Annotated in this window: 28 protein-coding genes; 6 read left to right on the plus strand and 22 right to left on the minus strand. The window is 61.9% G+C overall.

The window, feature by feature from the left end; genetic code table 11:
* The first annotated feature begins 61 nt into the window (after window positions 1–61).
* Both ACYQ14_RS11905 and ACYQ14_RS11910 read left to right on the plus strand, forming a co-directional pair.
* Window positions 62–223: a hypothetical protein gene (locus ACYQ14_RS11905; protein WP_459888457.1), complete on the plus strand. Its 162-nt coding sequence runs from the start codon at window positions 62–64 to the stop codon at window positions 221–223.
* Entirely contained in the window at window positions 216–716 is a 501-nt protein-coding gene (locus tag ACYQ14_RS11910) for a DUF7384 family protein (protein ID WP_459888460.1), read from the plus strand. Before ACYQ14_RS11905 ends, ACYQ14_RS11910 begins: the two co-directional genes overlap by 8 nt.
* 28 nt (window positions 717–744) lie before the next feature.
* Here ACYQ14_RS11910 and ACYQ14_RS11915 read toward each other — a convergent pair whose 3' ends face one another.
* From ACYQ14_RS11915 to ACYQ14_RS11925, 3 genes are all read right to left on the minus strand, one after another.
* Window positions 745–1,167 carry a hypothetical protein gene (locus tag ACYQ14_RS11915; RefSeq protein ID WP_459888463.1) on the minus strand — a complete coding sequence of 141 codons (423 nt, stop codon included), beginning with the start codon at window positions 1,165–1,167 and terminating at the stop codon, window positions 745–747.
* Between the two features lie 41 nt (window positions 1,168–1,208).
* The gene (locus tag ACYQ14_RS11920; RefSeq protein ID WP_459888466.1) at window positions 1,209–2,099 is read right to left on the minus strand and encodes a hypothetical protein; all 891 of its coding nucleotides are present in this window, start codon (window positions 2,097–2,099) and stop codon (window positions 1,209–1,211) included.
* A gap of 209 nt (window positions 2,100–2,308) precedes the next feature.
* Window positions 2,309–2,857 (minus strand): XTP/dITP diphosphatase, encoded by a 549-nt coding sequence (locus ACYQ14_RS11925; protein ID WP_459888468.1) that lies wholly within the window; start codon window positions 2,855–2,857, stop codon window positions 2,309–2,311.
* A gap of 360 nt (window positions 2,858–3,217) precedes the next feature.
* On the opposite strand from ACYQ14_RS11925, the gene ACYQ14_RS11930 reads away from it, so the two are divergent.
* Window positions 3,218–3,556 (plus strand): hypothetical protein, encoded by a 339-nt coding sequence (locus ACYQ14_RS11930; RefSeq protein ID WP_459888471.1) that lies wholly within the window; start codon window positions 3,218–3,220, stop codon window positions 3,554–3,556.
* 529 nt (window positions 3,557–4,085) lie between these two features.
* Here the strand turns inward: ACYQ14_RS11930 and ACYQ14_RS11935 are convergent.
* Complete coding sequence (locus tag ACYQ14_RS11935) at window positions 4,086–4,736, minus strand: helix-turn-helix domain-containing protein (RefSeq protein WP_459888474.1); 651 nt, start codon at window positions 4,734–4,736, stop codon at window positions 4,086–4,088.
* An 82-nt stretch (window positions 4,737–4,818) separates the two neighbouring features.
* Here ACYQ14_RS11935 and ACYQ14_RS11940 point away from each other — a divergent pair, with 82 nt between their 5' ends.
* A complete protein-coding gene (locus tag ACYQ14_RS11940; RefSeq protein WP_459888477.1) occupies window positions 4,819–6,510 on the plus strand; it encodes an NADH-quinone oxidoreductase subunit D in 1,692 nt (563 codons plus the stop codon).
* 128 nt (window positions 6,511–6,638) lie between these two features.
* On the opposite strand, the gene ACYQ14_RS11945 is transcribed toward ACYQ14_RS11940, so the two are convergent.
* Both ACYQ14_RS11945 and pcp read right to left on the minus strand, forming a co-directional pair.
* Entirely contained in the window at window positions 6,639–6,932 is a 294-nt protein-coding gene (locus tag ACYQ14_RS11945) for a DUF5808 domain-containing protein (protein WP_459888480.1), read from the minus strand.
* A 101-nt stretch (window positions 6,933–7,033) separates the two neighbouring features.
* Window positions 7,034–7,675, minus strand: coding sequence for a pyroglutamyl-peptidase I (gene pcp, locus ACYQ14_RS11950; RefSeq protein ID WP_459888482.1), 642 nt, complete (start codon window positions 7,673–7,675; stop codon window positions 7,034–7,036).
* A gap of 123 nt (window positions 7,676–7,798) precedes the next feature.
* Here pcp and ACYQ14_RS11955 point away from each other — a divergent pair, with 123 nt between their 5' ends.
* Window positions 7,799–8,158, plus strand: a complete 360-nt coding sequence (locus ACYQ14_RS11955; RefSeq protein ID WP_459888484.1) for a helix-turn-helix transcriptional regulator — start codon at window positions 7,799–7,801, stop codon at window positions 8,156–8,158.
* A 222-nt stretch (window positions 8,159–8,380) separates the two neighbouring features.
* Here ACYQ14_RS11955 and ACYQ14_RS11960 read toward each other — a convergent pair whose 3' ends face one another.
* The 12 genes from ACYQ14_RS11960 to ACYQ14_RS12015 form a co-directional block, all read right to left on the minus strand.
* Entirely contained in the window at window positions 8,381–10,153 is a 1,773-nt protein-coding gene (locus ACYQ14_RS11960) for a bifunctional N(6)-L-threonylcarbamoyladenine synthase/serine/threonine protein kinase (protein WP_459888486.1), read from the minus strand.
* 3 nt (window positions 10,154–10,156) lie between these two features.
* Window positions 10,157–10,291: a 30S ribosomal protein S27ae gene (locus ACYQ14_RS11965; protein WP_283835901.1), complete on the minus strand. Its 135-nt coding sequence runs from the start codon at window positions 10,289–10,291 to the stop codon at window positions 10,157–10,159.
* 1 nt (window position 10,292) lies between these two features.
* Window positions 10,293–10,619: a 30S ribosomal protein S24e gene (locus ACYQ14_RS11970; RefSeq protein ID WP_283835903.1), complete on the minus strand. Its 327-nt coding sequence runs from the start codon at window positions 10,617–10,619 to the stop codon at window positions 10,293–10,295.
* 140 nt (window positions 10,620–10,759) lie between these two features.
* Window positions 10,760–11,857 carry a beta propeller repeat protein gene (locus ACYQ14_RS11975; RefSeq protein ID WP_459888490.1) on the minus strand — a complete coding sequence of 366 codons (1,098 nt, stop codon included), beginning with the start codon at window positions 11,855–11,857 and terminating at the stop codon, window positions 10,760–10,762.
* A 108-nt stretch (window positions 11,858–11,965) separates the two neighbouring features.
* Window positions 11,966–12,670: a helix-turn-helix domain-containing protein gene (locus tag ACYQ14_RS11980; protein WP_459888492.1), complete on the minus strand. Its 705-nt coding sequence runs from the start codon at window positions 12,668–12,670 to the stop codon at window positions 11,966–11,968.
* Between the two features lie 244 nt (window positions 12,671–12,914).
* Window positions 12,915–15,872 (minus strand): excinuclease ABC subunit UvrA, encoded by a 2,958-nt coding sequence (gene uvrA, locus ACYQ14_RS11985; RefSeq protein ID WP_459888493.1) that lies wholly within the window; start codon window positions 15,870–15,872, stop codon window positions 12,915–12,917.
* A gap of 206 nt (window positions 15,873–16,078) precedes the next feature.
* Window positions 16,079–16,279, minus strand: a complete 201-nt coding sequence (locus tag ACYQ14_RS11990) for a hypothetical protein (protein WP_459888494.1) — start codon at window positions 16,277–16,279, stop codon at window positions 16,079–16,081.
* Window positions 16,263–16,565, minus strand: a complete 303-nt coding sequence (locus ACYQ14_RS11995; RefSeq protein WP_459888497.1) for a HalOD1 output domain-containing protein — start codon at window positions 16,563–16,565, stop codon at window positions 16,263–16,265. The genes ACYQ14_RS11990 and ACYQ14_RS11995 overlap by 17 nt, the downstream gene beginning before the upstream one ends.
* Window positions 16,566–16,690: 125 nt before the next feature.
* On the minus strand, window positions 16,691–17,173 hold the full coding sequence (locus ACYQ14_RS12000; RefSeq protein ID WP_459888500.1) for an Lrp/AsnC family transcriptional regulator: 483 nt from the start codon (window positions 17,171–17,173) through the stop codon (window positions 16,691–16,693).
* A gap of 113 nt (window positions 17,174–17,286) precedes the next feature.
* On the minus strand, window positions 17,287–17,526 hold the full coding sequence (locus tag ACYQ14_RS12005) for a hypothetical protein (protein WP_459888503.1): 240 nt from the start codon (window positions 17,524–17,526) through the stop codon (window positions 17,287–17,289).
* Between the two features lie 146 nt (window positions 17,527–17,672).
* Window positions 17,673–18,110 carry a universal stress protein gene (locus ACYQ14_RS12010; RefSeq protein WP_459888505.1) on the minus strand — a complete coding sequence of 146 codons (438 nt, stop codon included), beginning with the start codon at window positions 18,108–18,110 and terminating at the stop codon, window positions 17,673–17,675.
* 69 nt (window positions 18,111–18,179) lie between these two features.
* Complete coding sequence (locus tag ACYQ14_RS12015) at window positions 18,180–18,599, minus strand: DUF2267 domain-containing protein (protein ID WP_459890058.1); 420 nt, start codon at window positions 18,597–18,599, stop codon at window positions 18,180–18,182.
* Between the two features lie 364 nt (window positions 18,600–18,963).
* Here ACYQ14_RS12015 and ACYQ14_RS12020 point away from each other — a divergent pair, with 364 nt between their 5' ends.
* Window positions 18,964–20,196 carry a digeranylgeranylglycerophospholipid reductase gene (locus ACYQ14_RS12020; RefSeq protein ID WP_459888508.1) on the plus strand — a complete coding sequence of 411 codons (1,233 nt, stop codon included), beginning with the start codon at window positions 18,964–18,966 and terminating at the stop codon, window positions 20,194–20,196.
* Window positions 20,197–20,260: 64 nt separating this feature from the next.
* Here the strand turns inward: ACYQ14_RS12020 and ACYQ14_RS12025 are convergent, their stop codons facing one another.
* From ACYQ14_RS12025 to ACYQ14_RS12040, 4 genes are all read right to left on the minus strand, one after another.
* The gene (locus tag ACYQ14_RS12025) at window positions 20,261–20,572 is read right to left on the minus strand and encodes a hypothetical protein (protein WP_459888511.1); all 312 of its coding nucleotides are present in this window, start codon (window positions 20,570–20,572) and stop codon (window positions 20,261–20,263) included.
* On the minus strand, window positions 20,538–21,011 hold the full coding sequence (locus ACYQ14_RS12030) for a CPBP family glutamic-type intramembrane protease (protein WP_459888514.1): 474 nt from the start codon (window positions 21,009–21,011) through the stop codon (window positions 20,538–20,540). The genes ACYQ14_RS12025 and ACYQ14_RS12030 overlap by 35 nt, the downstream gene beginning before the upstream one ends.
* A gap of 349 nt (window positions 21,012–21,360) precedes the next feature.
* On the minus strand, window positions 21,361–22,212 hold the full coding sequence (locus ACYQ14_RS12035; RefSeq protein WP_459888517.1) for an ABC transporter permease: 852 nt from the start codon (window positions 22,210–22,212) through the stop codon (window positions 21,361–21,363).
* Window positions 22,209–23,180: an ABC transporter ATP-binding protein gene (locus tag ACYQ14_RS12040; protein WP_459888519.1), complete on the minus strand. Its 972-nt coding sequence runs from the start codon at window positions 23,178–23,180 to the stop codon at window positions 22,209–22,211. The genes ACYQ14_RS12035 and ACYQ14_RS12040 overlap by 4 nt, the downstream gene beginning before the upstream one ends.
* Window positions 23,181–23,240: the final 60 nt, after the last annotated feature.

A 23,240-nucleotide genomic window follows, 5' to 3' on the forward strand; every position in this document is an offset into this window, starting at 1 on the left:
ACGGCCGATACCGACGGAAAAAAGGGCACGCCTTTTTCGGTTCGGCCCCAACTCCCGTCTGATGACGATGACGAACTGGGCGGACCTTTTCGATCGAGCCGAGTCGGCCAACGTCGACCTCGAGACGATTCGAGAGACGCTCGAGTCGCAGCGTCACGATTCGTCTGCGGACGAACGCGAACCGGGATCCGACGGGGACGAGGAGGTGGGAGACGATGACTGAGCACCCGGATCCGACCTGCGTCGTGGCCGATGCGGACGTCCTCGCGGCCGATCTGCTCGTCGGCGGCGAGGCTCGAGATGCGCTCGATCACGTTCGACGCCACTCCTGGGTCGACCTCGTCGCGAGCGACGAACTGCTCGACGAGACCGAACGGCTCGTGGCCTCGCTGACCGACGCGGATCTCGCGGCCGACCACCGCGCGCGACTCGAGGCCGAACGCGTTCGCGTCGAACAGCCCGCGGAGGACCACCCCGCGCTGGCCTCGGCCTATCAGGGTAACGCCGCGCACCTGCTGAGCTACGACGAACGGCTCGGGTCGGCGAAGGCCGGGCTGACGCTCCAGTCGCGAGTATCGCTCAGTATCCGCCCACCGGACGCGTTCGCAACGCTGTTCGATCCAGCGAGTTTGTACCAGACCGTGGAGGGTCACGACGGGGAGTATCCCGGCCCGGACTGTGATCCTCGAGAAGACGGCTCGTTCTCGAGCGAGTAATTGGCATCTACTGCGTGTGGGACCGTCGCTAGTTCTCGTCGGGAGCGCAGTCGTGAGAAGAGTGTGGACACTCTTGGATGCCAACGTAGTACCCCGTTCCGCGTTCGTCGACCCAGACGCTCACGCTTACGCATCCGTCGTGATCGTTCGTCTCGAGGACGTTCCACTCTGCCTCATCGTGTCGTTTACTCAGTACTCGAAGCGGCTCATCGGGCCAGTCACACTCGAGCAGGTCGTCGCTGTAGATTTCGCCGGTAACCTCTAGTCTCTCTTCGTAAACCGAATCGTCGTTCTCGCGTTCGACGCGGAGATCCACCGATGGTTCTCCGTCGAGCATATTCAGGACCCTAATTCCCTCGAGGGTCGCGTACTCCTCCTCGGAGTCGAGACAGCCTGCTGTTACTCCGGCCCCTATTCCGGCCGCAAGTCCGAGAAACCGTCTTCGTCGCATATTTCTAAATTATATTAAACATATGAAATAATGACTGTTATCTACACTGTTCCGACGTGACGGTGCCGTGCGACGACGTACATCACCGTCGCTGCCCAGAGGGTGGTAAGGAATCCGAACATGCCGGGAGCCGACGGCCCCGGTACTTGTTGAACCGCCGCCACAAGATAGACGAGCGCGTAGCCGCCGATCGGGAGACCAACGTACAGCCACAGATTCGGAATCCAGTCCGTCTCCGCGGCTCGAGGGGCGGTCGCGTCGATAAAGAGCGAGACGAACGCGATCACCGAAACGAACGCGAGACAGATCGTGAGCAGAGCAGCGAGCAGTCCGTGAAGTTCACTCCGGGACTCGAGGGCGAACGCCCCGACGAGCGTGATCGGTGCCGCGAGCGCGTACGCCGCCACGGGGATCCACCAGCGCGAGTTCCGAACGGTTCGATCCACGGTCTCGTGCGAGTCGACGACTCGCCGGTTTCGGTCGAGTCGCGTCCCTACCCAGCCGCTGAACATGGCGGTCGCCGTGGTCACGAGGACGGTGAGCCCGACCCCGAGGATAATGGTGGGCGGGGTTAGGAGGGCGGCGATCGCGGCCAGTTCCGCGGAGGCATCCCACATCGTGGTCGCGGTGTTTGCCAGATAGATGAGTATCGTCCCGGCTGAGGCTCCGAGCCCGGTCCATACGCCGGCGCGTCGAGCCGTCGTTTCCCGGTCGCTGTAGCGGTAGCCGACGACCAGCGCGGCCAGTAGCAGGGGCGCTCCCGAGATCGTTCCGCCGAGAAAAGCCACGTCGTCCGTGACGACCTCCCAGGAGAGGAGCAGGGTAATCGGAATCGTCGCGAGCCCGGCGAGGATCGCGAACCGCAACGACTCGTCCGTCAGGCCGTCGCGAACGGGTTGGATGGGTGGGAGGGGAGATCGAAGCGAGGTCATGCGATGATTGTGTTATATTGACACCTACCCTTGAAGCTACCGTTCGTTACGAGGGTTGTCGGCCGACAAAAACCAGAACGGACTCGGAATCGACGACCGTCGATCATCACTCGAGGACACTGTAGATAGCCCGCCCGAGAAACCCGTCGATAACCCGCTCGAGAATACCCCACTTTGCCCGCAAAACGAAGTAGCAATTCTCGGCGCGCCTATCGTTCTTCGGCGTACCATTCCGAAAACGTCGCCAGCGCCCGGCCGCGGTGGGAGACGGCGTTTTTCTCTTCGGTGCTCATTTCGGCCATCGTCTGGCCGTTGTACTCGAAGATGGGATCGTAGCCGAAGCCGCCCTCGCCTCGAGGCGCGACCAACGTCCCGGCCACGGAGCCGTCGAACGTCTCGGTGCCGTTCTCGTCGCAGTAGGCCAGTACCGTCCTGAATCGTGCGCGGCGATTGTCCTCCTCGCTGGCAAGTCGCCAGAGTCGTTCGACGCCGACGGTGTCCTCGACGAAGGCGGAGTACGGCCCCGGAAAGCCTCCGAGGGCGTCGACGAACAGTCCCGCGTCGTCGACCAGCACGGGCTCGTCGGCCCCGAGTTCTTCGTAGGCCTCGAGCGCCCCGTGGGCGGCGATCTCCTCGAGTCCGTCGCTCTGGATCTCCGTGTAGTCGTACTCGACCTGCTCGACGGGTTCGATTCCCTCGAGGTAGGCGGTCGCCTCGCGGACCTTCCCCTCGTTTCCGGTGACGAACTGGATGGTCATACGAGAGGAGGTGTTCGGGAGGGCTAAAGCGTCGTCGGTGTCTGGCGCGATAACTACACTCTCTGTCCTTCCCGAACTCTCTCCACGAAATCTCGAGCAGCCATATGGCAGGGGACAGTCTATCTCCTCTTGAACGAAGGTATGTTCAAACTGGTGAACGTACAGAATTCTCAGAGAATACGGAACTGTTAAAAACAAAAACCTTATGGATAGGTTAGATCTGTGTGAATTATGGATCTCTCTCGAAGGAAATTCGGTACTCTGTGCGGAGTCTGTCTTACCGGAACTGCTGGCTGTCTCACCAACTCGTCGGACGATACTACGATTACCGGTGAAGTCGGAGTTAGACGGTTGCTCGGAGTGACAGCCGATGGCGGTCATGGAACCATTCTCTCCGCCAACGAGGACGGAATCGAAGGATTCGCCTTACCAGATGGAGTTGACGCCGACGAACTCGATCCCGCTCTCGAAGCGGGGGATTTGCCCATGAGCGAATTGCACGACGAATTCGAACGGCTCGAGGCAGAAATCGGCATCGAGCTCGCAACCGACGACCCAGAGAACGATCTCGAAGCCAATGATCAGAGAACGTATCTGACGTACTTCGACGTGTTTACGGCCGTTCGAGTCGATCAAAGCTACGAGTTCGTCGTTTCGACTGACAGCGATCGGTTCTTGCTCGAAGCAGTTCCCGAATGACGGGAAACCATTGGTCGTGTCCCACAGTCGTCTAGAGTTCGCCTCTGGTAGCGTCAACTGATACGGATTACTGTAACGATTTACCGGCGGTGAGTCGAACCGTGTGAGACGAGCCTCGGTGGAGGAGCGGAGCGAGTCCACCGGTGCAACCGCAGGACTGGACGCGGTTACGCCGGAAATGACTTACAGTAAACCGTATGACTCTCCATTGCGATTGCAGTTTTGGCTGACCGCTCGAGCGTTCTGCTCGCACGGGCCACAATGAGAGCCGCGTCCTCGCCCTCCCCAACCGACTCGTTCGCTGTCGCGCGACGCATGCGTCGCGCTCCGCTCACTCGCCCACTGGAAGACGCTTCGCGACTTCCAAGCCGTTCGGTCACTCCGTGACCGAAGACCTCGCGTTTTCGAGTCGGGGCTCGCGGTTCCTGCTAGTCACCGTTCGCTTCTCGAGGCCTTCTCCGTTCACGCCTCGCTTCGCTCGCCGCGACTCAGCGCGCGCCACCGCACACTACTCGCCTCTACTACCAACTCACAACTCGAGGCCGCGGATCACCCTTGATTCGGCCTTCTGCAGGTGTTCGGCGGCCGTCCCCGGTGCAACCCCCAACTCCTCGGCGACATCCTCGACGCTTGCTTCGCGCGGAATCGCGTAGTACCCCTTCGCTCGAGCGACGCGAAGGGCCTCCCGCTGGCGCTCGGTCAGGGACATCGGGGCCGAGTCGGGTCGTTCGTACTCGCCGATCCGCTGGACGGTCGCGTCGATCCCGTCCGGAACCGTCTCGAGGGCGCGCCGGAGGTCGTCCGATTCGCCGACGACCGAAAAGCGGATCGTCCAGTCGTCGCAGTATTCGACCGGCGGGAGGGCGACGAGCGTGCCCCGCGTAAACGCCGCGAGCAACTCCTGGCCGACCTCCTCCGGGGCGTCGCGGACGTAGACGGAGAACGACCGAGCGCTCGTTTTCGTCAGATCGGAGGATATCGTCCCGCCGAACTCCTCTAGGGCTCGTTCGTAGACCGTCGCGTCGCCGACGACGTGGAAGATGAACGATCGCTCCTCCTCGCCGCTGAAGTTTCCGTGAACCATTCGGTAGGAGTCGAACGCGTCGTGCTCGGCGACGAACCGGTGCATCGGATGGATCGTCTCCGCGTCGTGGCGCAGGATCAACCGAACGGTCTTCATCGTCCGCAGATCGGCTCGAGTATATAAATAGCCTAGCGACTGGCGCAGAAACGATTCGCAATACTCGTTCGAACGCCCAGCTATGTCGACAGGTTCCGAATCCGAGGCGCTCGAGGCGGACGTGCGAATCGACACGGCGAACGCGGGGGACGGGCGGATCGAAGCCGATCTCGAGGACCTGCTCGGCGAGGCGATCCTCGCTCGAGACGACCACCTCAACGCGCCAGGGATCGTCGTCAGGCCCGACGAGGTCGCGGGGGTTCTCGAGACGCTTCGCGAGCGAGCGGAACTCGATCACTGCTCGTGTGTCACCGCCCAGCAGTACCCGGACCGGTTCGAGACGATCTACCACCTCCGGTCGTACGCCGATCCGACGCGGGAGCTGAGCGTCGTCGTTCCGACGGCGGTCGACGATCCGGTGAGCGAGTCGGCATCGTCCGTCTACACGACCGCGGAGTGGCACGAACGCGAGGCCTACGACCTCGTCGGGATCGAGTACGAGGACCACCCCGACTTACGACGGATCCTTCTGCCCGAAACGTGGCAGGGTCACCCGCTGGCGCGAGACTACGACCGGACGAAGCCACAGGTCGTCACACTCGCGGAGCACGCGAACCCGATCGCGGGCGACGAACGCGACCCCGAGTCGGAGACGATGTTCCTCAACATCGGTCCGCACCACCCCTCCACGCACGGCGTGCTCCACGTCAAGGCAGTTCTGGACGGCGAGACGGTCGCTGACGCCGAACCCGATATCGGCTACATCCATCGCTGTGAAGAGCAGCTGTGCCAACAAAGTACCTACCGCCACCAGATCATGCCCTACCCCGACCGGTGGGACTGGGTCTCCTCGGGCCTGCTCAACGAATGGGCCTACGCCCGAACCGCGGAGGACCTCATGGATATCGACGTTCCCGACTACGCGCAGGTGATCCGAACGATGGGTGCAGAGCTCTCGAGAATGGCCTCGCACTTCATCGCGCTCGGCACCTACGCCCTCGACGTCGTCGGCGAGTTCACCGTGGCCTTCCAGTACGCGATGCGCGACCGCGAACTCGTCCTCGACATCCTCGAGGAACTCACCGGCCAGCGAATGATGTTCAACTATCTCCGACTGGGCGGCGTCGCCTGGGATCTCCCGGAGCCTCGAGAGGAGTTTGTTGCCCACACCCGTGATGTCCTCGCGGACCTCCCCGCGAAAATCGACGAGTATCACGACCTGCTCGCGCGGAACGAAATCTTTCAGCTTCGCTGCGTCGACACGGGCGTCCTCGAGCCCGACGTTGCAAAGGACTACGGCTGTACTGGCCCGGTCGCTCGCGGCTCGGGCATCGACTACGACCTTCGGCGCGACGATCCCTACGGCTACTATCCGAACCTCGAGTGGGACGTCGTCACCGAAGACGGTTGCGACAACTACAGCCGCGTCCTCGTTCGAATGCGGGAGGTCGAAGAGTCAGCCAAAATCGTCGCGCAGTGTCTCGACCTGCTCGAGGAGTGGCCCGAGGGCGACCGGGAGGTGCAGGCGAACGTACCCCGAACCCTGAAACCTGACGCGGATGTAGAAATCTATCGCGCCGTCGAAGCCGCGAAGGGAGAACTCGGGATCTACATCCGAACGGACGGCACCGAGACGCCGGCGCGGTTCAAGATCCGAAGCCCCTGTTTCTCGAACCTCTCCGTGCTCCCCGAACTCGCTCGGGGGGAGTACGTCGCCGACCTGATCGCCTCGATCGGGAGCCTCGATTGTATAATGGGCGAAGTCGATCGATAGCGATGGGTCCCGAAACGTAGCGTACGAGGCCGTTCTGATACGTTGAGTACTCACGCTCCACCGAAACGATGCGCTCGAGGTACCGGCTATCGGAAACGAACGAGGAGCGTGAGTCCGTTAAGAGACGATCAGTCGTCGCCGTCGTTGTCGACGATTACTTCGACCGGTTCGTCGTCCTGGGCGTCTTCGGTTTCGTCCGCGGAGCCGCTCGCTTCCTGCTGGTAGAGCAGGGCACCGGCGACGAGGACGACGATCCATGACCGCCAGTTGGCGAGGTTCAGCGTGTAGCCAACGCCGAACGGTTTCTCGACGAGCATTCCCTCGCCCGGTTTCCAGTACGAAGAGAGCATCCGGCCGATACTTGGGCGTTCGAAGTTGTACGGTACCCCGAGGATCTCTCCGGAGGTCGGCTTGTCTACCATGGACAGACGTACGGCCTCACCTGATAAGAATATTGTGTGACCTTCTCGGTCCTCGATGAATCACATCTGCACCGATAACTACTCCGTCGCTATCCGTTCGACTACGACCTCGTCGTCCGCTCGACCGCGACCTTGAGACCCGAAATCAGCCCGCATTCCATTGTTTCTACGGACATACTCGGCTCGCCGTCGTCCCGTCGCGCGGCCTGTTCGTGGGAGAAGGGTACGTGGATGAACCCGGAGTCGAACTCGGCGGGACACGCGCTCATCTCCGCCAGGTAGCGGGCGGTGTACAGCAGGTTGTTACAGAGGTGGGTTCCCGCGTCGCTCGAGCGAGTCGTCGGAACGCCGGCCTCGATCATCGCCGTTTTCATCTCCCGTAGCGGAAGCGTCGCGAAGTACGCTGCCGGGCCATCTTCGACGACCGGCTCGTCCGCGACCTCCCGGTCGGCGTTGTCCGGAATTCCCGATGTCGTCGTATCCCTGCAGTTGATCCCGACGCGCTCGAGCGAGAGGGTGTTTCGACCCGCAGCGAGACCGAGCGAACAGACGATGTCGGGGTCGTGTTTCTCGAGGGCGTCCTCGAGTCGGTCCCGCGCCAGGTCGAACGTGACGGGGAGCACCACCCCGACGATCGCGGCGTCTGCGATTTCGGTTCCGTCGAGTCGCTCCGCCAGTCGTTTGGCCGGGTTCGTCTCGAACTCGCCGAACGGCTCGTAGCCGGTGAGGAGGACTGTACTCATGAGTCGTATAGTGGTTTCAGGCTCGAGGAGCGGGAGAAGGGTTCCGATTCGAACAGCCGTGCGTTTTCTGGCATTTACCGAATATGCCAATACATCTAATACATTCGGTGACAACCTATACATATGCCGATCGATATCGAGACGTTCGAATCTGCCGCTGAGGATCGGCTCACAAACGGTGGCGAGACGAACGCCGAGCGAGTCATGCGGTTTCTGGCTGCCCATCCAGATCAAGCGTTCACCCAGAGCGAGATCCGCGACGCGACCGACGTGAAAGCTGGTAGTATCAGCGTCGTCCTCTCTCGTCTCGAGGATCGAGACCTCGTTCGACACAGAGGCAATTACTGGGCTCTCGGTGCAGACGAAGAGATTGCAGCGTACGCGAGCACGCTCGAGAGCACACGTGCCGCGAACGATCGCTTCGGAGAGGAGGATATGGACGAGTGGCTGGAGCACGCTGTCGAGGACGAGGATCAGAAATGAGCTATCAACGAGGGGACGTTGTTTGGGGACCTGACCCGTTCAAATCGACTGAAAACCCTCGTCCGTGGCTCATCCTCAACAATGATGCGCATCCATTCGGCGAGGAGCAGTATATGACAGTTACACTGACGACGACGCCGCACGATGGTACCATCCCGCTCGAGTCTGCTGACTGGATAGAGGGGGGTATGCCCCGCCAGAGCTATGCGTCGCCGTGGTCGACTACGACTCCGAAACGTACCGCCCGCGCCCTTCCACGTCCTCGAGTCGCTCGAGAACCCGCTGCTCCCCCGTGTCCCGATACCCCTCCCGAAGCGCCGCTCGGAGCGGCTCGGGATCGTCCGCCGTTCCGACGAGGCTCTGGTCGAAGACGTGGATGTCCATCGCGTAGTCCTCGACGTGGTCAGTGTGGTAGCCGAGTCCGAAGTCGATCAGGTAGGTCCGATCCGAGTCCTGCTCGCGAACTCCATCCGTTCGCTCGTTCGGCGACACGTCGTGTCGCCCTACCCTGACGTTTCGCGTCGTCGGATCGCCGTGGACGAACCCCGCCCGGTGCAGCGTCGCGAGGTGGCGGCCCACGTCGCGAACGCGTTCGGGGGTCAGCGACTCTCGAAGATCCGACTCGCCGACGTGCTCGAACTCGAGCGTTGCTTCCGTGGTATCGATATCGGTGAGAACGGGCGTCGGAACCCCTTCGCGTCGAGCCAGGTTCGTCAGTCTCGCCTCGATCCGGGTCCGCTCGCGTCGCAGTCGCTCGTCGAGTTCCGGGTGGCGGTAGGATTTCGACCGGCGGTTCTTGGTCACCCGGCCGAGCCGTCCGTGGTGCGGCTCAAGGGTCACGAGCGCCTCGGCACCGCGAACGTCGTCGGTGTCGCTCTCGAGGGCGTCGCTTCGGTCCGACCTCCCGCGCCAGGTGATCGGCACCTGATCGGGCCGGAAGTCCGGATCGACGTGGGAGTCCTCGAGTTCGAGCGTATCGCCCGCTTCGTACATTTTCGCGCCGAGGACGGCGATCATGCCGGCGTTGTCCCGCAGGAATCGCGGGTCGGGCGCGTGGAAATCGGCCCCGCGCTGGTCGCACATCTCCTCTAACATCTCCCGCAGGCGCGCGTTCTGGCCGACGCCGCCGCCGAGGACGAGTTCGTCACTGCCGGTCAGCGAGAGCGCGCGTTCGGCGACCTCGGTGAGCATCGCGAAGATGTTCTCCTGCAGGGAGTAGCAGATGTCTTCGACGGCGACTCCGTCGTCGTGGCGCTGTTTCGCCGCGCTCATGATCCCCGAAAAGGAGAAGTCCATCCCCTTGACGACGTAGGGAAGATCGACGTACTCGCCGTCTTTGGCCGCGGCCTCGACCTTGGGTCCGCCGGGGTGGCTCCAGCCGACGTGTCTGGTAAACTTGTCGATGGCGTTGCCGACGCCCGTATCCATCGTCTCCCCGAGAACGCGATACCGTCCGTTTCGGTAGGCCAGCAGGTGGGCGTTCGCGCCGCTGGCATTCAGGCAAACGGGCGAGTCGAATCCGGAGGTGTGTCTGCCGATCTCGAGGTGGGCGACCATGTGATTGACCCCGATCAACGGCACCTCGAGCGTCTGGCTCAGCGCGCGGGCCGCGGTTCCTACGATGCGGAGACAGGGGCCGAGCCCGGGGCCTCGCGCGAAGGCGACGGCGTCGACGGGTGGGCCATCCGTTTCTCCTGTTGCCCCGTCAGACCGCTCCTGTGTGCGTTCTTGGCGTTCTCGAGCGTGCTCGAGGGCCGTCTCGACCACGCGCGGAATCGCCTCGTGCATGTGCTCTGCGGCTTCTCGAGGGTGGATGCCGCCGCTTTCGGGTTCGTACGCGTCGCTTTCGATAAAGATGGCGTCGGAAGCGCTCGCCTCGCCGACGGCCGCACGACTCGTCGGTTCAGCCTTCGAAGAAATGTCCGCGTCGGCGTCGGAATCGTAGACGGCCGCGCTGGCCGCCCAGGCGGTGCCCTCGATTCCGAGGATTCGCATTCGTTATTCCCACTCGGTGTAGCCGCACTTGCCGCAGTGCTGGCGGTCACCGTGGTCGGCGAGGTACGTATCGCCACAGCGCGGGCAGTTCTCGCGGTCTGGGGTGCCGTCGTCGTTGTAGACTTCGTGTCGAGCCATCTTATGCCTCCTCCGCTTCCGCTTCGGCGGTTTCCTCGTCCTCTGCATCGGCGACGATCTTGTTGCGCTCGAGCATGTGGTCCTGTTCGACGTCTCGAGCGAAGTCCGCGGTTTCGTAGACTTTCGCCTGTCCGACGGTCTTTCGCATCCCGAACTTGGTGTCAAGCTTGCGGATGACGACCTCGCCGGCCTCTTTGTTCAGTTTCGCTGCGAGACTGTCACGGACCTGAAGACGAGACGGCGTGGCCTCGTCGTGGGTCAACTCGAACGTGACGTCCGTTCGGTGCAACATGGGGTTCTCCGTTTCGGAGATGATGTCGACGTCCATGATATCACTCAGTTACTCTATTATCCCCGTGTAGCGCCTAAAAGGATTTCGAAGCCGGGGACGCGACCGGTGGGTCAGTTCTCCCGCGGGTTTTCACCGTGACTGGTTCGTTCCGGTCGCCAGCTGAGACAGGGAGGCGCTTAGTGAACGATCAATCCCCGCGGCGTCTGGGTCTCGAGTTCGTCCGGCCACTCGAGGCCAACCCGTTCCCACGAGTCGCCGAAATCACGGCTCGCGAACAGCCCCTGGTTGTTCACGCCGTAGACGACGCCCGGCTCCCCGGTCGTCGCGAAGACGGTTCGAACGACCCCGTCGCCCGTAGGAAGCCCGCGGCCATCGAGTCGCTCCCACGGTGCTCCGTTCCGTTTTCGGTAGACGTGGGCGTCGGCCCGATGGGCGGTGTGAGCCGTCGTCGCGCCGCTCGCACTCGAGACGAGCACCGAGTCGGGATCGCCGGGGTCGACGGTGAGTCCCCAGCAGTAGCGGTGCTCGAGGCCCTCCTGCGGTTGGGACCACGACTGGCCGCCCTCGTTGCTCTCGGCGTAGCCGTCACCCGCCGCGGTATAGACGCGCCCTTCCGCGTCGGCGTGAGTCGCCAGGGTGTGGTTGTCCCGCCTCGAGCCCTCGGGCCGTTCGTGCCACGTTTCACCGCCATCCGCGCTGTAGACGAACGCCCCGGCTTCGATGCCGACGTAGAGTCGATCCGGGTCGAATGGATCGACCTCGAGCCAGCGGGCGTGGTGAGTGCTCGGCCGCGGCGGGAAGAACCACTGCGGTTCGGATGGCAGATCGTCGACCCCCTCGAGTTCCGTCCAGGTGTCGCCGCCGTCCGCTGACCGGTAGACGCGGCTGGGTTCCGTTCCCGCGTAGAGCACGTTCGAGTCGTGGGGACTGATCGCCAGCGACATGACGGCCTCGTCCCCGGCGTACACGTCGCCGTCATCGCTGCCGTCGGTTCCACCGAGTTCTGGTTCGCTCCCGTCGTGTCTCACGAATCCGGTCTCGAGGCGAACGAATGTCTCGCCGCCGTCCGTACTCCGGAAGAGGCCGTTTTCGAACGTCCCGACGAAGATGCGGTCGGGTACGTCGGGAGAAGCGGCCACGCACTCGAGGTCGTAGTCCTCGAGGCGCTCGGTCACGTGCCACCCTCCCTCTTCGGTTTCGTCGAGTCCGCTACCGTCGTCGTCTCGTTCGCAGACGAGCAGTCGATCTCGCATCGCGGCGTACGCTCGAGTCATGCCCGCCCCTACGGCGGCGACTGTGAGAAGTGTTCGGCTCTCGAGTTGTCGTTCCGTTCGCGTCGAATTCGTCGGCGGCCACGTCGAACTCCTCGGCTTCCGGGGGAGTCACCGCGACGATCCCGTCGCGCGAACGGTTTCTCGCCCCGAACCACTCCCGGCGACGATCGTGGACATGAGCCTCGCTTCGATCCGACGAAGGTGTTGCCCGACGGTACCCGGCGAACAATCGAGCTGGGCGGCGATATCCTCGTAGGTCACCTGCCGCGGCTCCTCGTAGTACCCCGCTTCGACGGCGAGACGAAGCACTTCCCGCTGGCGATCCGTGAGGCCGGCGAACGCGCGCCGGTCGGTGGGCTCGTAGCCGCCGAGGCGCTCGATTTCGACGTCGATCGTCGAGCGCGTTTCCTCGAGTAGCCCCCGTAGCTCCTCCTCGGGGCCGACCTCGGAGACGCGGAGCCACCGGTTTTCGGGTCCCGTGTACTCGAGTGGGTAGTCCAACAACACGGCGTACCGCCGGTGGATGTCGAGCAACTGCCGCGTGAGATCGCTCGGCTCGTAGTGAAGCTGGAGGATTGTACTGGTGTCAACCCTCGTGAGTTGGAAATCGATGACGCTCGAGCCGCCCTCCTCGAGGTAGCGCCGGACGTCTCTTTGATCGCCGCGAAGTTCCTTTCGCATGATGACGGTATCGTCGGTGAGCCGGTCGATATCCTGGATGGTCTCGAACGTGACTCCGTGCTCACGGAGGCGCTCTTCTCCCCGATCGAAGTATCCCTGTTGTGGCTTGAGAACGTATGTCACATATCGCATGAGGGTAGCGTACCATTTTAACGATAATAACCATTACGAATTTTCATTGAGCAAAAACAGTCTTGACCGGTAACAAACTTCCCTCGTCTCTTCTCGGACGGATTTTCGCCCAGTCGAAATGGAGTCTTCCGTCCGTCTTTTCGGCTCGAGTAGCCTCGCGAAAAGAAACACCGACTCAGTCCGCGAATCTAAGGGACTCAGCGCGAGTTCCACGGGTCACCCGACCCGTGGTCGTCTCCTCGATTCAGTCGTCGTCCGTCGGTGCCGTAACGGGATCGACGCGTTCGCCGCGAGGGCCCTCGAGGTCGACGGCCGGCAACAGGTCTCGAAGATACCGCCCCGTGTGTGAGGCCTCGAGTCGAGCGATCTCTTCTGGTGTCCCCGTCGCGACGACCTCGCCGCCGTTCTCGCCGCCTTCGGGGCCGAGGTCGATGACGTGGTCGGCGTTTTTCACGAGGTCGAGTTCGTGCTCGATGACGGCGATCGTGTTGCCGTTGTCGGTAAGCCGGTGGAGTACGTCGATCAGCTTCCGTTCGTCCTCCGAGTGAAGGCCGGTCGTGGGCTCGTCGAGCAGGTATAGCGTCTCGCCCGAATCTTTCTTGCCGAGTTCCTCGGCGAGCTTGATCCGCTGGGCCTCCCCGCCCGAGAGCGTCGTCGAGGGCTGGCCGAGTTTCATGTAATCCAGTCCGACGTCTTTCAGCAATTTGAGCCGACGACGGATCTGGCTCGAGGACTCGAAGAACTCGTGGGCCTCCTCGACGGACATCTCGAGGACATCGGCGATCGTCTTGTCCTTGTAGGTGACGTCGAGTGTGGCGTCGTTGTACCGTGCTCCGCCACACTCCTCGCAGGGGACGTAGACGTCAGAGAGGAAGTTCATCTCGATCTTCACCGTTCCCTGGCCGCCACACTCCTCACAGCGGCCACCTTTGACGTTAAAGGAGAATCGCCCCTTCTCGTAGCCGCGCTGTTTCGAGAGTTTGGTCTCGGCGAACAGCTTGCGGACGTAGTCGAAGACGTTCGTGTAGGTCGCCGGGTTCGACCGCGGCGTCCGACCGATCGGCGACTGGTCGATCAGGCGCACGGTCTCGATCTCGTCGAGCCCCTCGAGCGAGTCGTGCTCGCCCGGGATAACGCTCGTGTTGTCGTTCATCTGTCGGGCGAGTCCCTTGTACAGCACGTCATGCATGAGCGTCGACTTGCCGGACCCCGAGACGCCCGTGATCGCGGTGAAACAGCCGAGCGGAATATCCACGTCGAGGTCATCGAGGTTGTGCTGGCGAGCTCCCAAAATAGTCAGCGCACCCTCGGGATCGCGTCGCTCTTCGGGCACCGGAATCGCCCTGCGTCCGGAGAGATAGTCGCCGGTGATCGACTCCTCGCAGTCTTTGAGCTCGTCGACGGTGCCGTTGACGACGACCTCGCCCCCGCGTTTGCCCGGGCCTGGACCCATGTCGATGACGTTGTCCGCCCGGCGCATCGTCTCCTCGTCGTGTTCGACGACGATCAGGGTGTTTCCGAGGTCCCGAAGCTCCTCTAAGGTATCGAGCAGTCGGTCGTTGTCCCGCTGGTGGAGTCCGATCGAGGGCTCGTCGAGGACGTATAGCACACCGACCAGTCCGGACCCGATCTGGGTGGCGAGCCGAATGCGCTGGTTCTCTCCGCCCGAGAGCGTCGAAGCCTCCCGGTCGAGCGTGAGATACTCGAGGCCGACCTCGCACATGAACCCGAGGCGGGCGCGGATCTCCTTTAGAATCTCCTCGGCGATGACCTTCTCGCGCTCGGTGAGGTCCGCTTCCATCGACTCGAAGTGGCCGAGTGCGTCGCCGATACTCGCGGCGTTGATGTCGGTGATCGCCGTGTCGTCGACCAGGACCGCTCGGGAGGCCGGCTTGAGACGCGTTCCGTCACAGGCCGGACACTCGGTGACGCTCATGTAGTCCTCGATGTGTTCGCGCGTCGAGTCGGAGTCGGTCTCGATGTATCGGCGGTCGAGGTTCGGAATGACGCCTTCGAATCGCTTTTTCTTGCGCCGGGTGCCGTTTTTCGTTTGACGCTTGAACAGCACCTGGCCGTCGGTGCCGTAGAGAAACGCCTGCTGAATATCCTCGTCTACCTCCTCGAAGGGCGTCGACAGCGAGACGTCGAAGTGCTCGGAGACGGCGTCGAGTCTGGTCTGGTAGTACGAGCGATTGTAGCTCCAGGGCTCGAAGACGTTTTTCAGGGTCTTGGATTCGTCCTGAATCACGAGGTCCTCGTCGACCTCCTTGGCCTCACCGAGGCCTTCACACTCGGGACAGGCACCGTGGGGCGAATTGAAGGAGAAACTGCGCGTCTCGATTTCGGGAACGTCGATCCCGCAGTGGGTACACGCCAGATCTTTCGAGAACTCGACGACGAGCCGGTCATCGTCGCCGGCTTCGTCGCCGAGCGCGCCGGTCGAGCGCGATTCGGAACCGAGTTCGACGTCTTCGGGCGCGTCCGGTAGGATCACCTTCATGACGCCGTCGGCCTCCTCAAGCGCCGTTTCGACGCTGTCGATGATCCGCGGTCGGTTTTCCGTCGAGACCGAAATTCGGTCGACGATCACGTCGACCGTGTGATCGAAGTTCTCGTCGAGGTCCGGGTTCTCGAGGCTGAGATCGTGTTCCTCGCCGTCGACTTCGACGCGGGCGTACCCCTCCGAAACCAGTTCGTCGAACAGGTCTTCGAAGGCACCCTTCTGGTCGCGCACAACGGGTGCCGCGAGCTTCACCTTCGTTCCTTCGGGAAGCTCGAGGATGCGTTCGACCATATTCTGGGCGCTCTGTTCGCCGACTTCGCGCCCACATTCGGGACAGTGTGGCGTGCCCACGCGGGCATACAGCAGTCGGAGATAGTCGTGCAGTTCCGTGACCGTCCCGACCGTCGAACGGGGGTTGTTCGCCGCGTTCTTCTGATCGATCGAAATCGCCGGGGAGAGCCCTTCGACGGTCTCGACCTGTGGTTTGTCCATCTGCCCGAGGAAGTTTCGGGCGTACGCCGAGAGGCTCTCGATGTATCGGCGCTGGCCTTCGGCGTAGACGGTTTCGAACGCTAGCGAGGATTTGCCCGACCCCGAAAGGCCGGTGACGACGGTAAACGACTCGCGGGGAATCGAGACGTCGAGGTCCTTGAGGTTGTGTTCCTCTGCACCCCGCACCTCGATGTACTCTTTGCTCATCTAGACGTTGGCAACCGCCCCAGAAATGAAGGGCTGTCGGTTACGAGGTCGCCCGGAGTGAAAGTGAACGCCGAACTGGGATCGCTGACTGTCACTGCCGCTATCGGGTAGTGCGATATATCGCTTTCAGCTGCTCGTTTCGCCGGTCTGTAAAATGCGGTAAACGACCACGGGTCGGGTGACCCGCCGAACTCGCGTTGAGTCCTTTAGAACGTCGTCGGTTCCAGCAGCTCTTCGAGCAGAAGTTCTTCACAGACCGCCGGTACCTGCGGCCGAATTACGGAATCGCTCGAGTCGACCGTGTGGCCCGTTTCAATGTGGTGCTCGAGCGCTCGTTCCGAACGTTCTTGCTGGGTTGATCCGTCCGTCTCGTGGACGGCCCAGTCGCAGTTATGACAGTATTTCATCTTGGGAATTCTTCGGCGGATCATTCTCGCTGATACCGATCTCGACTCGATCGTTTTGCTCGACGACGACCGTGTGTCCGCGATAGTCGAACGAGACTCGTCCGGTTCGTGAGTGGCCGTCGTTCGCTGGTTCGAAGAGCGAGTCCAGTGCGCTGGTGTCGATAACGCTGTGTAAGGGGGGCGACACATCGACCGGGTCGATACCCTCGTGGGCAGCGACCTGTTTGATCACCTGAACTGACACCGGGTCTGCTGGATTCGAATTTTGTGGAGGGCAAGTTTCCATTATCCGAGTAAGATCGTATTGACGTATAAGGGCTGTGAACAGTTCCATCTCGTTATACCAGCAGAGAAGATCAATTCTGGTCAGTGACCACTGTGAAAACTCGTGGGCTACCAGCCCTCCCTCTGTTACTCCTCATCTGATTCATCCACCAACGTATTCCCGAAATGATTGAACGGCTGTGAGTACTCCTCGCGAAGGATCTCGGACATTTCTATTTCGAGTCCGAGTTCGTCTAACTCCTCTGCAACCGTCTCGATGCTCTTGGCATCGAGACAGACGATTTCGACGTGGAGGTTTCGCTGTCCCGTGAGGAGTTCGCGAACGTTGACAACCCCGTCGATGTCGGTCGCCTGCTCGGCGAACTCTTTGCGTTCTGCGATCGGGGCCGTACAGACGAACAGAAAGTGATGTGGAACGCCCGCTTCCTCGTAATCGATTCTCGGTTGATAGTCCTGGAGAACCCCTTCTTCTTTGAGTTGCCGAATCCGATTCCCGACGGTACTCGAGGAGACATCGATCCGATCGGCGATATCGTTGTGACTGGTGTTGGTCCGCGTTTCTTCCTGCAGCAGATAGAGAATTTTTCGATCCGTGTCATCGAGGTTCATACCGTCTCCATCACGTGATACCATGTTGACTGTTTTCTCCGTTCTCTATTGTCAACGCCTGCTCGAGACCCCGCTCTCGGTCGCTTGTTGTCTCACTTCGAGACGGTTCCTCCTCAGATCTCGCCGCGGAGAACGACCTCCTCGCCAACCGACTCGAGCATATCCTCTGTCACTCTATATTCCTCTCCGTCGGTATCTTCCATCCCGATCTTCGACAGCAGTTGTTCAAGAAGGCTCGGATTCGGGTCGACGAACGCGGTGTCGTCCTCGACGCTCGAGACGATTCCGAGCGTCTTGCCCTTGGCGTCGACGACTGTTTTGCCGACCTCGTCGTTGGTGATCGGAGCGGCCATGCCGGATATAACAAAACGACCCGGATAAGCCTAGACCCGTCGTATTCCAGCACCGTTTCAGCAGTAGCACCGTTTCAAATCAGTATGATCTCGATCCAGCGCCGTTTCAACACCGGACGCTGACTCCGCCTCAAGCGCTCGATCCGTCAACTCTTGTCGTCCGCTTTCGGCCCGGGAACGATCGTCATCGGGGTCGTCGTTAGTTTCGAAATCCGCTCGGTCGTACTGCCGATTATCGCCCCCGTCAGCCCGCTCGTTCCTCGCTGGCCGACGACGAGCAGATCCGCGTCGATCTCTTCGGCGTACTCGAGGATGGTGTCGGACGGCTTCCCTCGCAAGATGTCGACTCGGATCTGGAGATCGTTGCCGCCGTAGGCTTCGCGCGTCTCTTCGACCAGCCGGCTCGCGGCCTCGTTGAGTTCGTCGACCTGTTCGACGCCGAAGGTCATCGGCGACGTCGTCGTTTCGACGACGGTGAGCACGTGGACGACCGCGTCGGTGCTCTTAGCGAGGCCGATTGCGTGCTTGAGGGCGTTCTCCGCGGAATCGCTGTCGTCGATCGCAACGAGGATGCGGTCGTACATAGTGGATATAGCGGTCGTGCGTGTCTCGTTTGTCAACCAATATAAGAGATACCGGTTCCGACGCCTCGATCACTCCTCCGCTGTGGTCTCCTCGCTCGTCTCGTCTGCTTCGTGATCGACGGCCTCGAACAATCGCTCGAAATCTTCGGGCAACTGGCTGCGGGCTTTCTCGAGGTTCCCCGACGGTGTATCCTCGGCGATGACGGCCACGATTTGCTGAGCGTGATAGTTGGCATCGGAGCGGTCGACCCCCTCCCGCTCGGCGACTCGGTCGAGAAACTCCGAGTAGTCAAAGCGCTGTCCGTGATCCGCTTGGGTGAGGTAGCGATCGATCTCCATCGGCAACGGGCTTGCGAGATCGGTCGCTTCCCCCTCGTGGAGGCGCTCACCGAGCGTCGTCAGGGTCGCCCGTATCGCGCGGACCGCCTGGCCCAGCTGTGCGAACTCGAGTCTGTGGTGTACCTGTCCGGTGAACTCCTTGTAATTCATCGTCACTGGGGGCCACACCGTGAAGCGGTATATAGCGCAGGGACCGGTATATAATGCAGGGAGCAAACGAACACGCGTGGGTCTTACGCCGATTTCGTCCGCGGACTTTCATTCGCGGCCCTGGTCCCGAATACGATCAGAACCGTGACCGTACGACCTGCAGGGGAAACTGGGACAAGTCCTGATCTCGTATTATTTTCAATGTGGTTTATGGCCGCCAACACGGACTGAAATTTCCCGGCGCTAGGAAGGAACGGACTGGCGTACGCGCCGAATCCAACGCCGAGAACTCCCCACTGATAGTGAATACCGCACCGATCCCGGACAAGGTACACTCTTTATCGTCCGGGACAGTCGGGATAACATGAACGACGAGTACGATGTGGTGATCGCCGGCGCAGGCCCCGCTGGGGCCCAATGTGCACGGGATCTCGCGGCGCGGGACTACGACACCGTCGTCCTCGAGACGGAGGTCGAAGACGAGTTCCCGCGACAGTCGAACAAATCGACCGCCGGCACCTTCCCGTCGATGATGTCCGCGTTCGGGATACCCGACGACGTCGTGATGAACTACACCGAGAACGTCGTCCTCGAGTCGCCCAACGAGTACTACGTCCGACAGCAACCGGGTGCGGTCCTCGAGTTCGCCGACTTCAAGCGGTACCTGGTCGCAGACAGTCGGGACCTTGGTGCCGAGTACATCTTCGACGCCCACGTTACGGAACCGATCACGGAGAACGGGACGCCAGTCGGCGTCCGGTACAACGGTTCCGAGGAGGTACACGCCGATATCGTGATCGACGCGACGGGCCCGAGCGCACCGCTCGCGAAGAAACTCGGCGTCAGCGATCTGGAGCGTCAGAATCACGCCATCGGCATCGAGTACGAACTCGAGGGGATCGAGATCGACCGACAGGGCTATGCGGACCTGACGGACGCGATGATGCTCAGGCTCGACCACGACCTCGCGCCCGGCGGCTACTCGTGGATCTTCCACACGGGCGAGGACACGGCCAAGGTCGGCCTCTGTTACATCCAAAACGACAGCCACCAGAACTACGCGCGGGACGATTTCAGCATCGACGACTACCTCCAACACTGGCTCGACACCGACCCCCGATTCGCCGACGCCTCGAGACTCGAGGGGAAACAACACCGCGGCTCGGCCCACATCCAGATGCCGAGTCAGCTGTACATGGACCGGTTCATGGCCATCGGCGACACCGTCCCGACCGTCGACCCGCTCTGGGGAGAAGGGATCAACAAGTGCATGCGATCCGGTCGGGCCGCCGCGACCGCGGCCGACGCTTGCCTCAAACACGGCGAACTCGAGCCGACCGCCGAGAACCTCGAGGTCTACGAGACTCTCTGGCACCGAGACGTCGCACCCAACATGGATTCGCGGCTCCTGATGACGGAACTGCTCTATCTCGCGTCGAACGAACGATACGACCGGCTGATGGCGGACCTCTCGGACCTGGACGACGACACCCTCGCGAAGGCCAACAAGGGGAGCAAACGGGCGATTTTACAACTGTTGTCTCCCGGCGATCTTCCGTTGCTCGCGACGTTCGCCCGTCAGCGACTCGGCCGGTAGTCGCGTTATTCGACCGAATCGCGTTTCTCTCCTACTTATTCTCTCTTCTTTCTCTCCGCCGTCCTCACTCGATTGAGCCTCCGTTGACGACCTCCGGTTCGTCCCAGTCCGTTTCGGTATCCACGAATAGTTCGAGCACCACGAGCGAGAGCGCGAAAGGAACGATTCCGAACGCGATCATCTCGAGCGTTCCCGGATTGGTGACGACGAACGCATCGCCGGCCCACCCGCCGGCGAACAACTGCTGGACGGTCTGGAAGGTGACGTGAAAACCGATACACGCCCAGACGTCGCCGGTGATGGTCGGATCAGCCCGAACACGGCGGCCACTGCGAGGAAGGTTACGCGACGCGTTCGACCGTGGGCGCGGCCCCAATGGCGACCGCCCAGAGGGTGAACAGGACCGCCTGACCGCCCACCGCCAATCGCTGTGGATACGCGGTGGCGAGGTTGCGATAGAGGTATCCGCGAAACACCAACTCCTCGGGAAACGCCTCGTAGAGGAACACGAGTACCATCAGACTGGCGACGAGCAGGAGTAGCTCGCTGAGGGACGCCACGAGGGTTATCTCGACCCATCCGAGGGCCACGACTGCCGTCAACCCGACGGCGGCGGGAAGTAAGTAACACGCCGTTCCGATCAGGAACGACCGCCAGCCGGACCGAAGCGGAGAGAGTCCCAACCCGGCCCACGGGCGTCGGTCGAGAACGTGGCGGGCCAGTACGACCACCGGAACGGTCAGTACGGTAGCGAGGACGGCCGACATGACGTGTCCGGTACGATCGTAGCCCGCGCCGAAGGCCGCTCGGCTCACGTACTGGATGACGAGCTAGATCAGCGTTACGGCGACGAACACGGCTGTGATTCGCCAGAATAGCGAGATACGACGACCGGAGTCATCGTGCGGTCGATCTCCGCCGGAACCATCCGTTCGGACGTGACGCGAATCCGTCATCTCGATTCACCTTCGTTCGATATCGGCTCTGCGACGAGTCGTTCGGATCCGTGAGCAGGCCTCGGAACGGCTCGACGGGCTGTTTCCGCTCTCGGCTGTTCTCGTCCTTTACCGTTCTCGCTCTTCGCTCGTTCCCGCTCGAGTCCTGCGTTCGGTCCGGGACGATTTGACGGTGTAATCGTGAAGTGCATGTTTTGGCTTTGGGGGGTTAGCTCAATACCGCTCGATTGAATCGGTAGTAGCCGATGCCGAGCGGGACGATGATCCACGCCGCGACGAACACCCAGGCGAACCAGGCCTCGAGGTAAAACGGGACGTCGCCAGCGATTCGATCGGCCATCGGAACCGTCTCGACGCCGGCGATGTCGACGATCGAGCTCGAAATCGCGGCCAGGGGTTCCCAAACGCCGAACCGTTCGATCAGAAGGTACCACGCGGGAAGGTCGGTGGCACCCGGAAGCTCGCGCTCGAGGAGCCAGTAGATCCCCATCGGAACGGCCCACCAGATCCAATCGAAGACGACGTAGATACCGAGGACCCCGGCGACGGCCTTCGCACGCGTACTGACGGCCGCGGAGACGCCGACCGCCACCGAAACGTACACGAGCCCCATGAGGATCGAGAAGGCGAAAAGTCCGACATAGTCTGCGACGCCGAAGCCGTCGTAGAGGGCGGCGATCACGACCGCGCCGACGAGAAAGCCGATAGCTGTCGGGACGGCAACGACGGCGGCCCGTCCCAGAACCTTCCCGATGACGACGTCTCGGCGGGTGTTCGGAAGCCCGAGAAGGAATCGAATGCTTCCGGACTCTCGCTCTTTGACGATCGCCTGGTAGCCGACGACGAGTCCGATAACCGAGATCATCAGCGTCATCCACGTGAACATGAAGCTCATCGCCTCGTCGAACCCGGGAGCAGGTCCCTCGCCGGAGGTGTAGAGGAGGTGCGGTATCGCTGAGATCCCCGCAACGGTCAGAATCATCAGGATGGACAGCGCCCAGAGCATCATCGATCGAATCGCGTCCTCGAAGTCCTTGCGGGCGACGTGGACCCAGCTCATGCGCTGCTTTCCTCCTTGGCAACGACGGTCTGGTCGCGCGGCGGGCTATCGGTCGGTGAGTTGGAACCGTTCGTAAACGCCGCGAACAGGTCCTCGAGCGAGGGCTCCTCGCTCGTGATATCCGTTACGATGGCCCCGGTCTCTTCGACGGTGTTGATGACCGGTGCTTTCCGCCTCGAGTCGGTCAGCGCGGCGGAGATCGTCGTTCCGTCGACGAACACGTCCGAGACGCCCTCCAACGCCTCGAGCGCGGGAACAACGCCGTTCTCGACGGCGTCGACGGTAACGATCAGTCGTGAATCGGACGCGAACTGATCTTTGAGTGCATCGATGGTGTCTTCGGCGACGAGCCGTCCGTCGCGCATGATCCCCACGCGATCACAGATTGCCTCGACCTGTTCCATGATGTGACTCGAGAAGAAGACCGTCGTTCCGCGTTCGTTCTCCGATCGGATGATCTCGCGCATCTCCCGGGCACCGTTGGGATCGAGCCCGGAGGACGGCTCGTCGAGGACGAGCAGATCGGGATCGCCGACCAGCGCCATCGCGAGTGCAACGCGCTGTTTCATCCCGGTGGAGAAGCCGCCGGCTTTTCGGTCGGCCGCGTCGGCGAGCCCGACGCGCTCGAGAAGGGCGTCGGGATCGTCGTCGGCTCCTTTCGTGTCGACGGCGAACTGGACGTGTTTTCGAGCGGTTAGGCGCTCGTACATCCCGAAATCTTCGGGAAGCACGCCGATCGATTGCCGGACGGCGAGCGACTCGTCTACGATGTCGTGCCCGAGTACCGTTCCGGATCCCGACGACGGCGGCGTGAACCCGAGGAGCATGTTGATGGTCGTCGACTTTCCGGCCCCGTTCGGCCCGAGGAAGCCGTAAACTTCCCCCTCGTGGACCTCCAGATCCAGGGATTCGACCGCCGTTATGCTCCCGAACTCTCGAGCGAGTGATTTTGTGTGGATAGCCCGCATACCCCACCGTTAGTTTTCCGATCGGCAAATAGGTTGCTACTTCCCTCGAATCCTTCTCGG

The organism is Halostagnicola bangensis, from assembly GCF_054653435.1.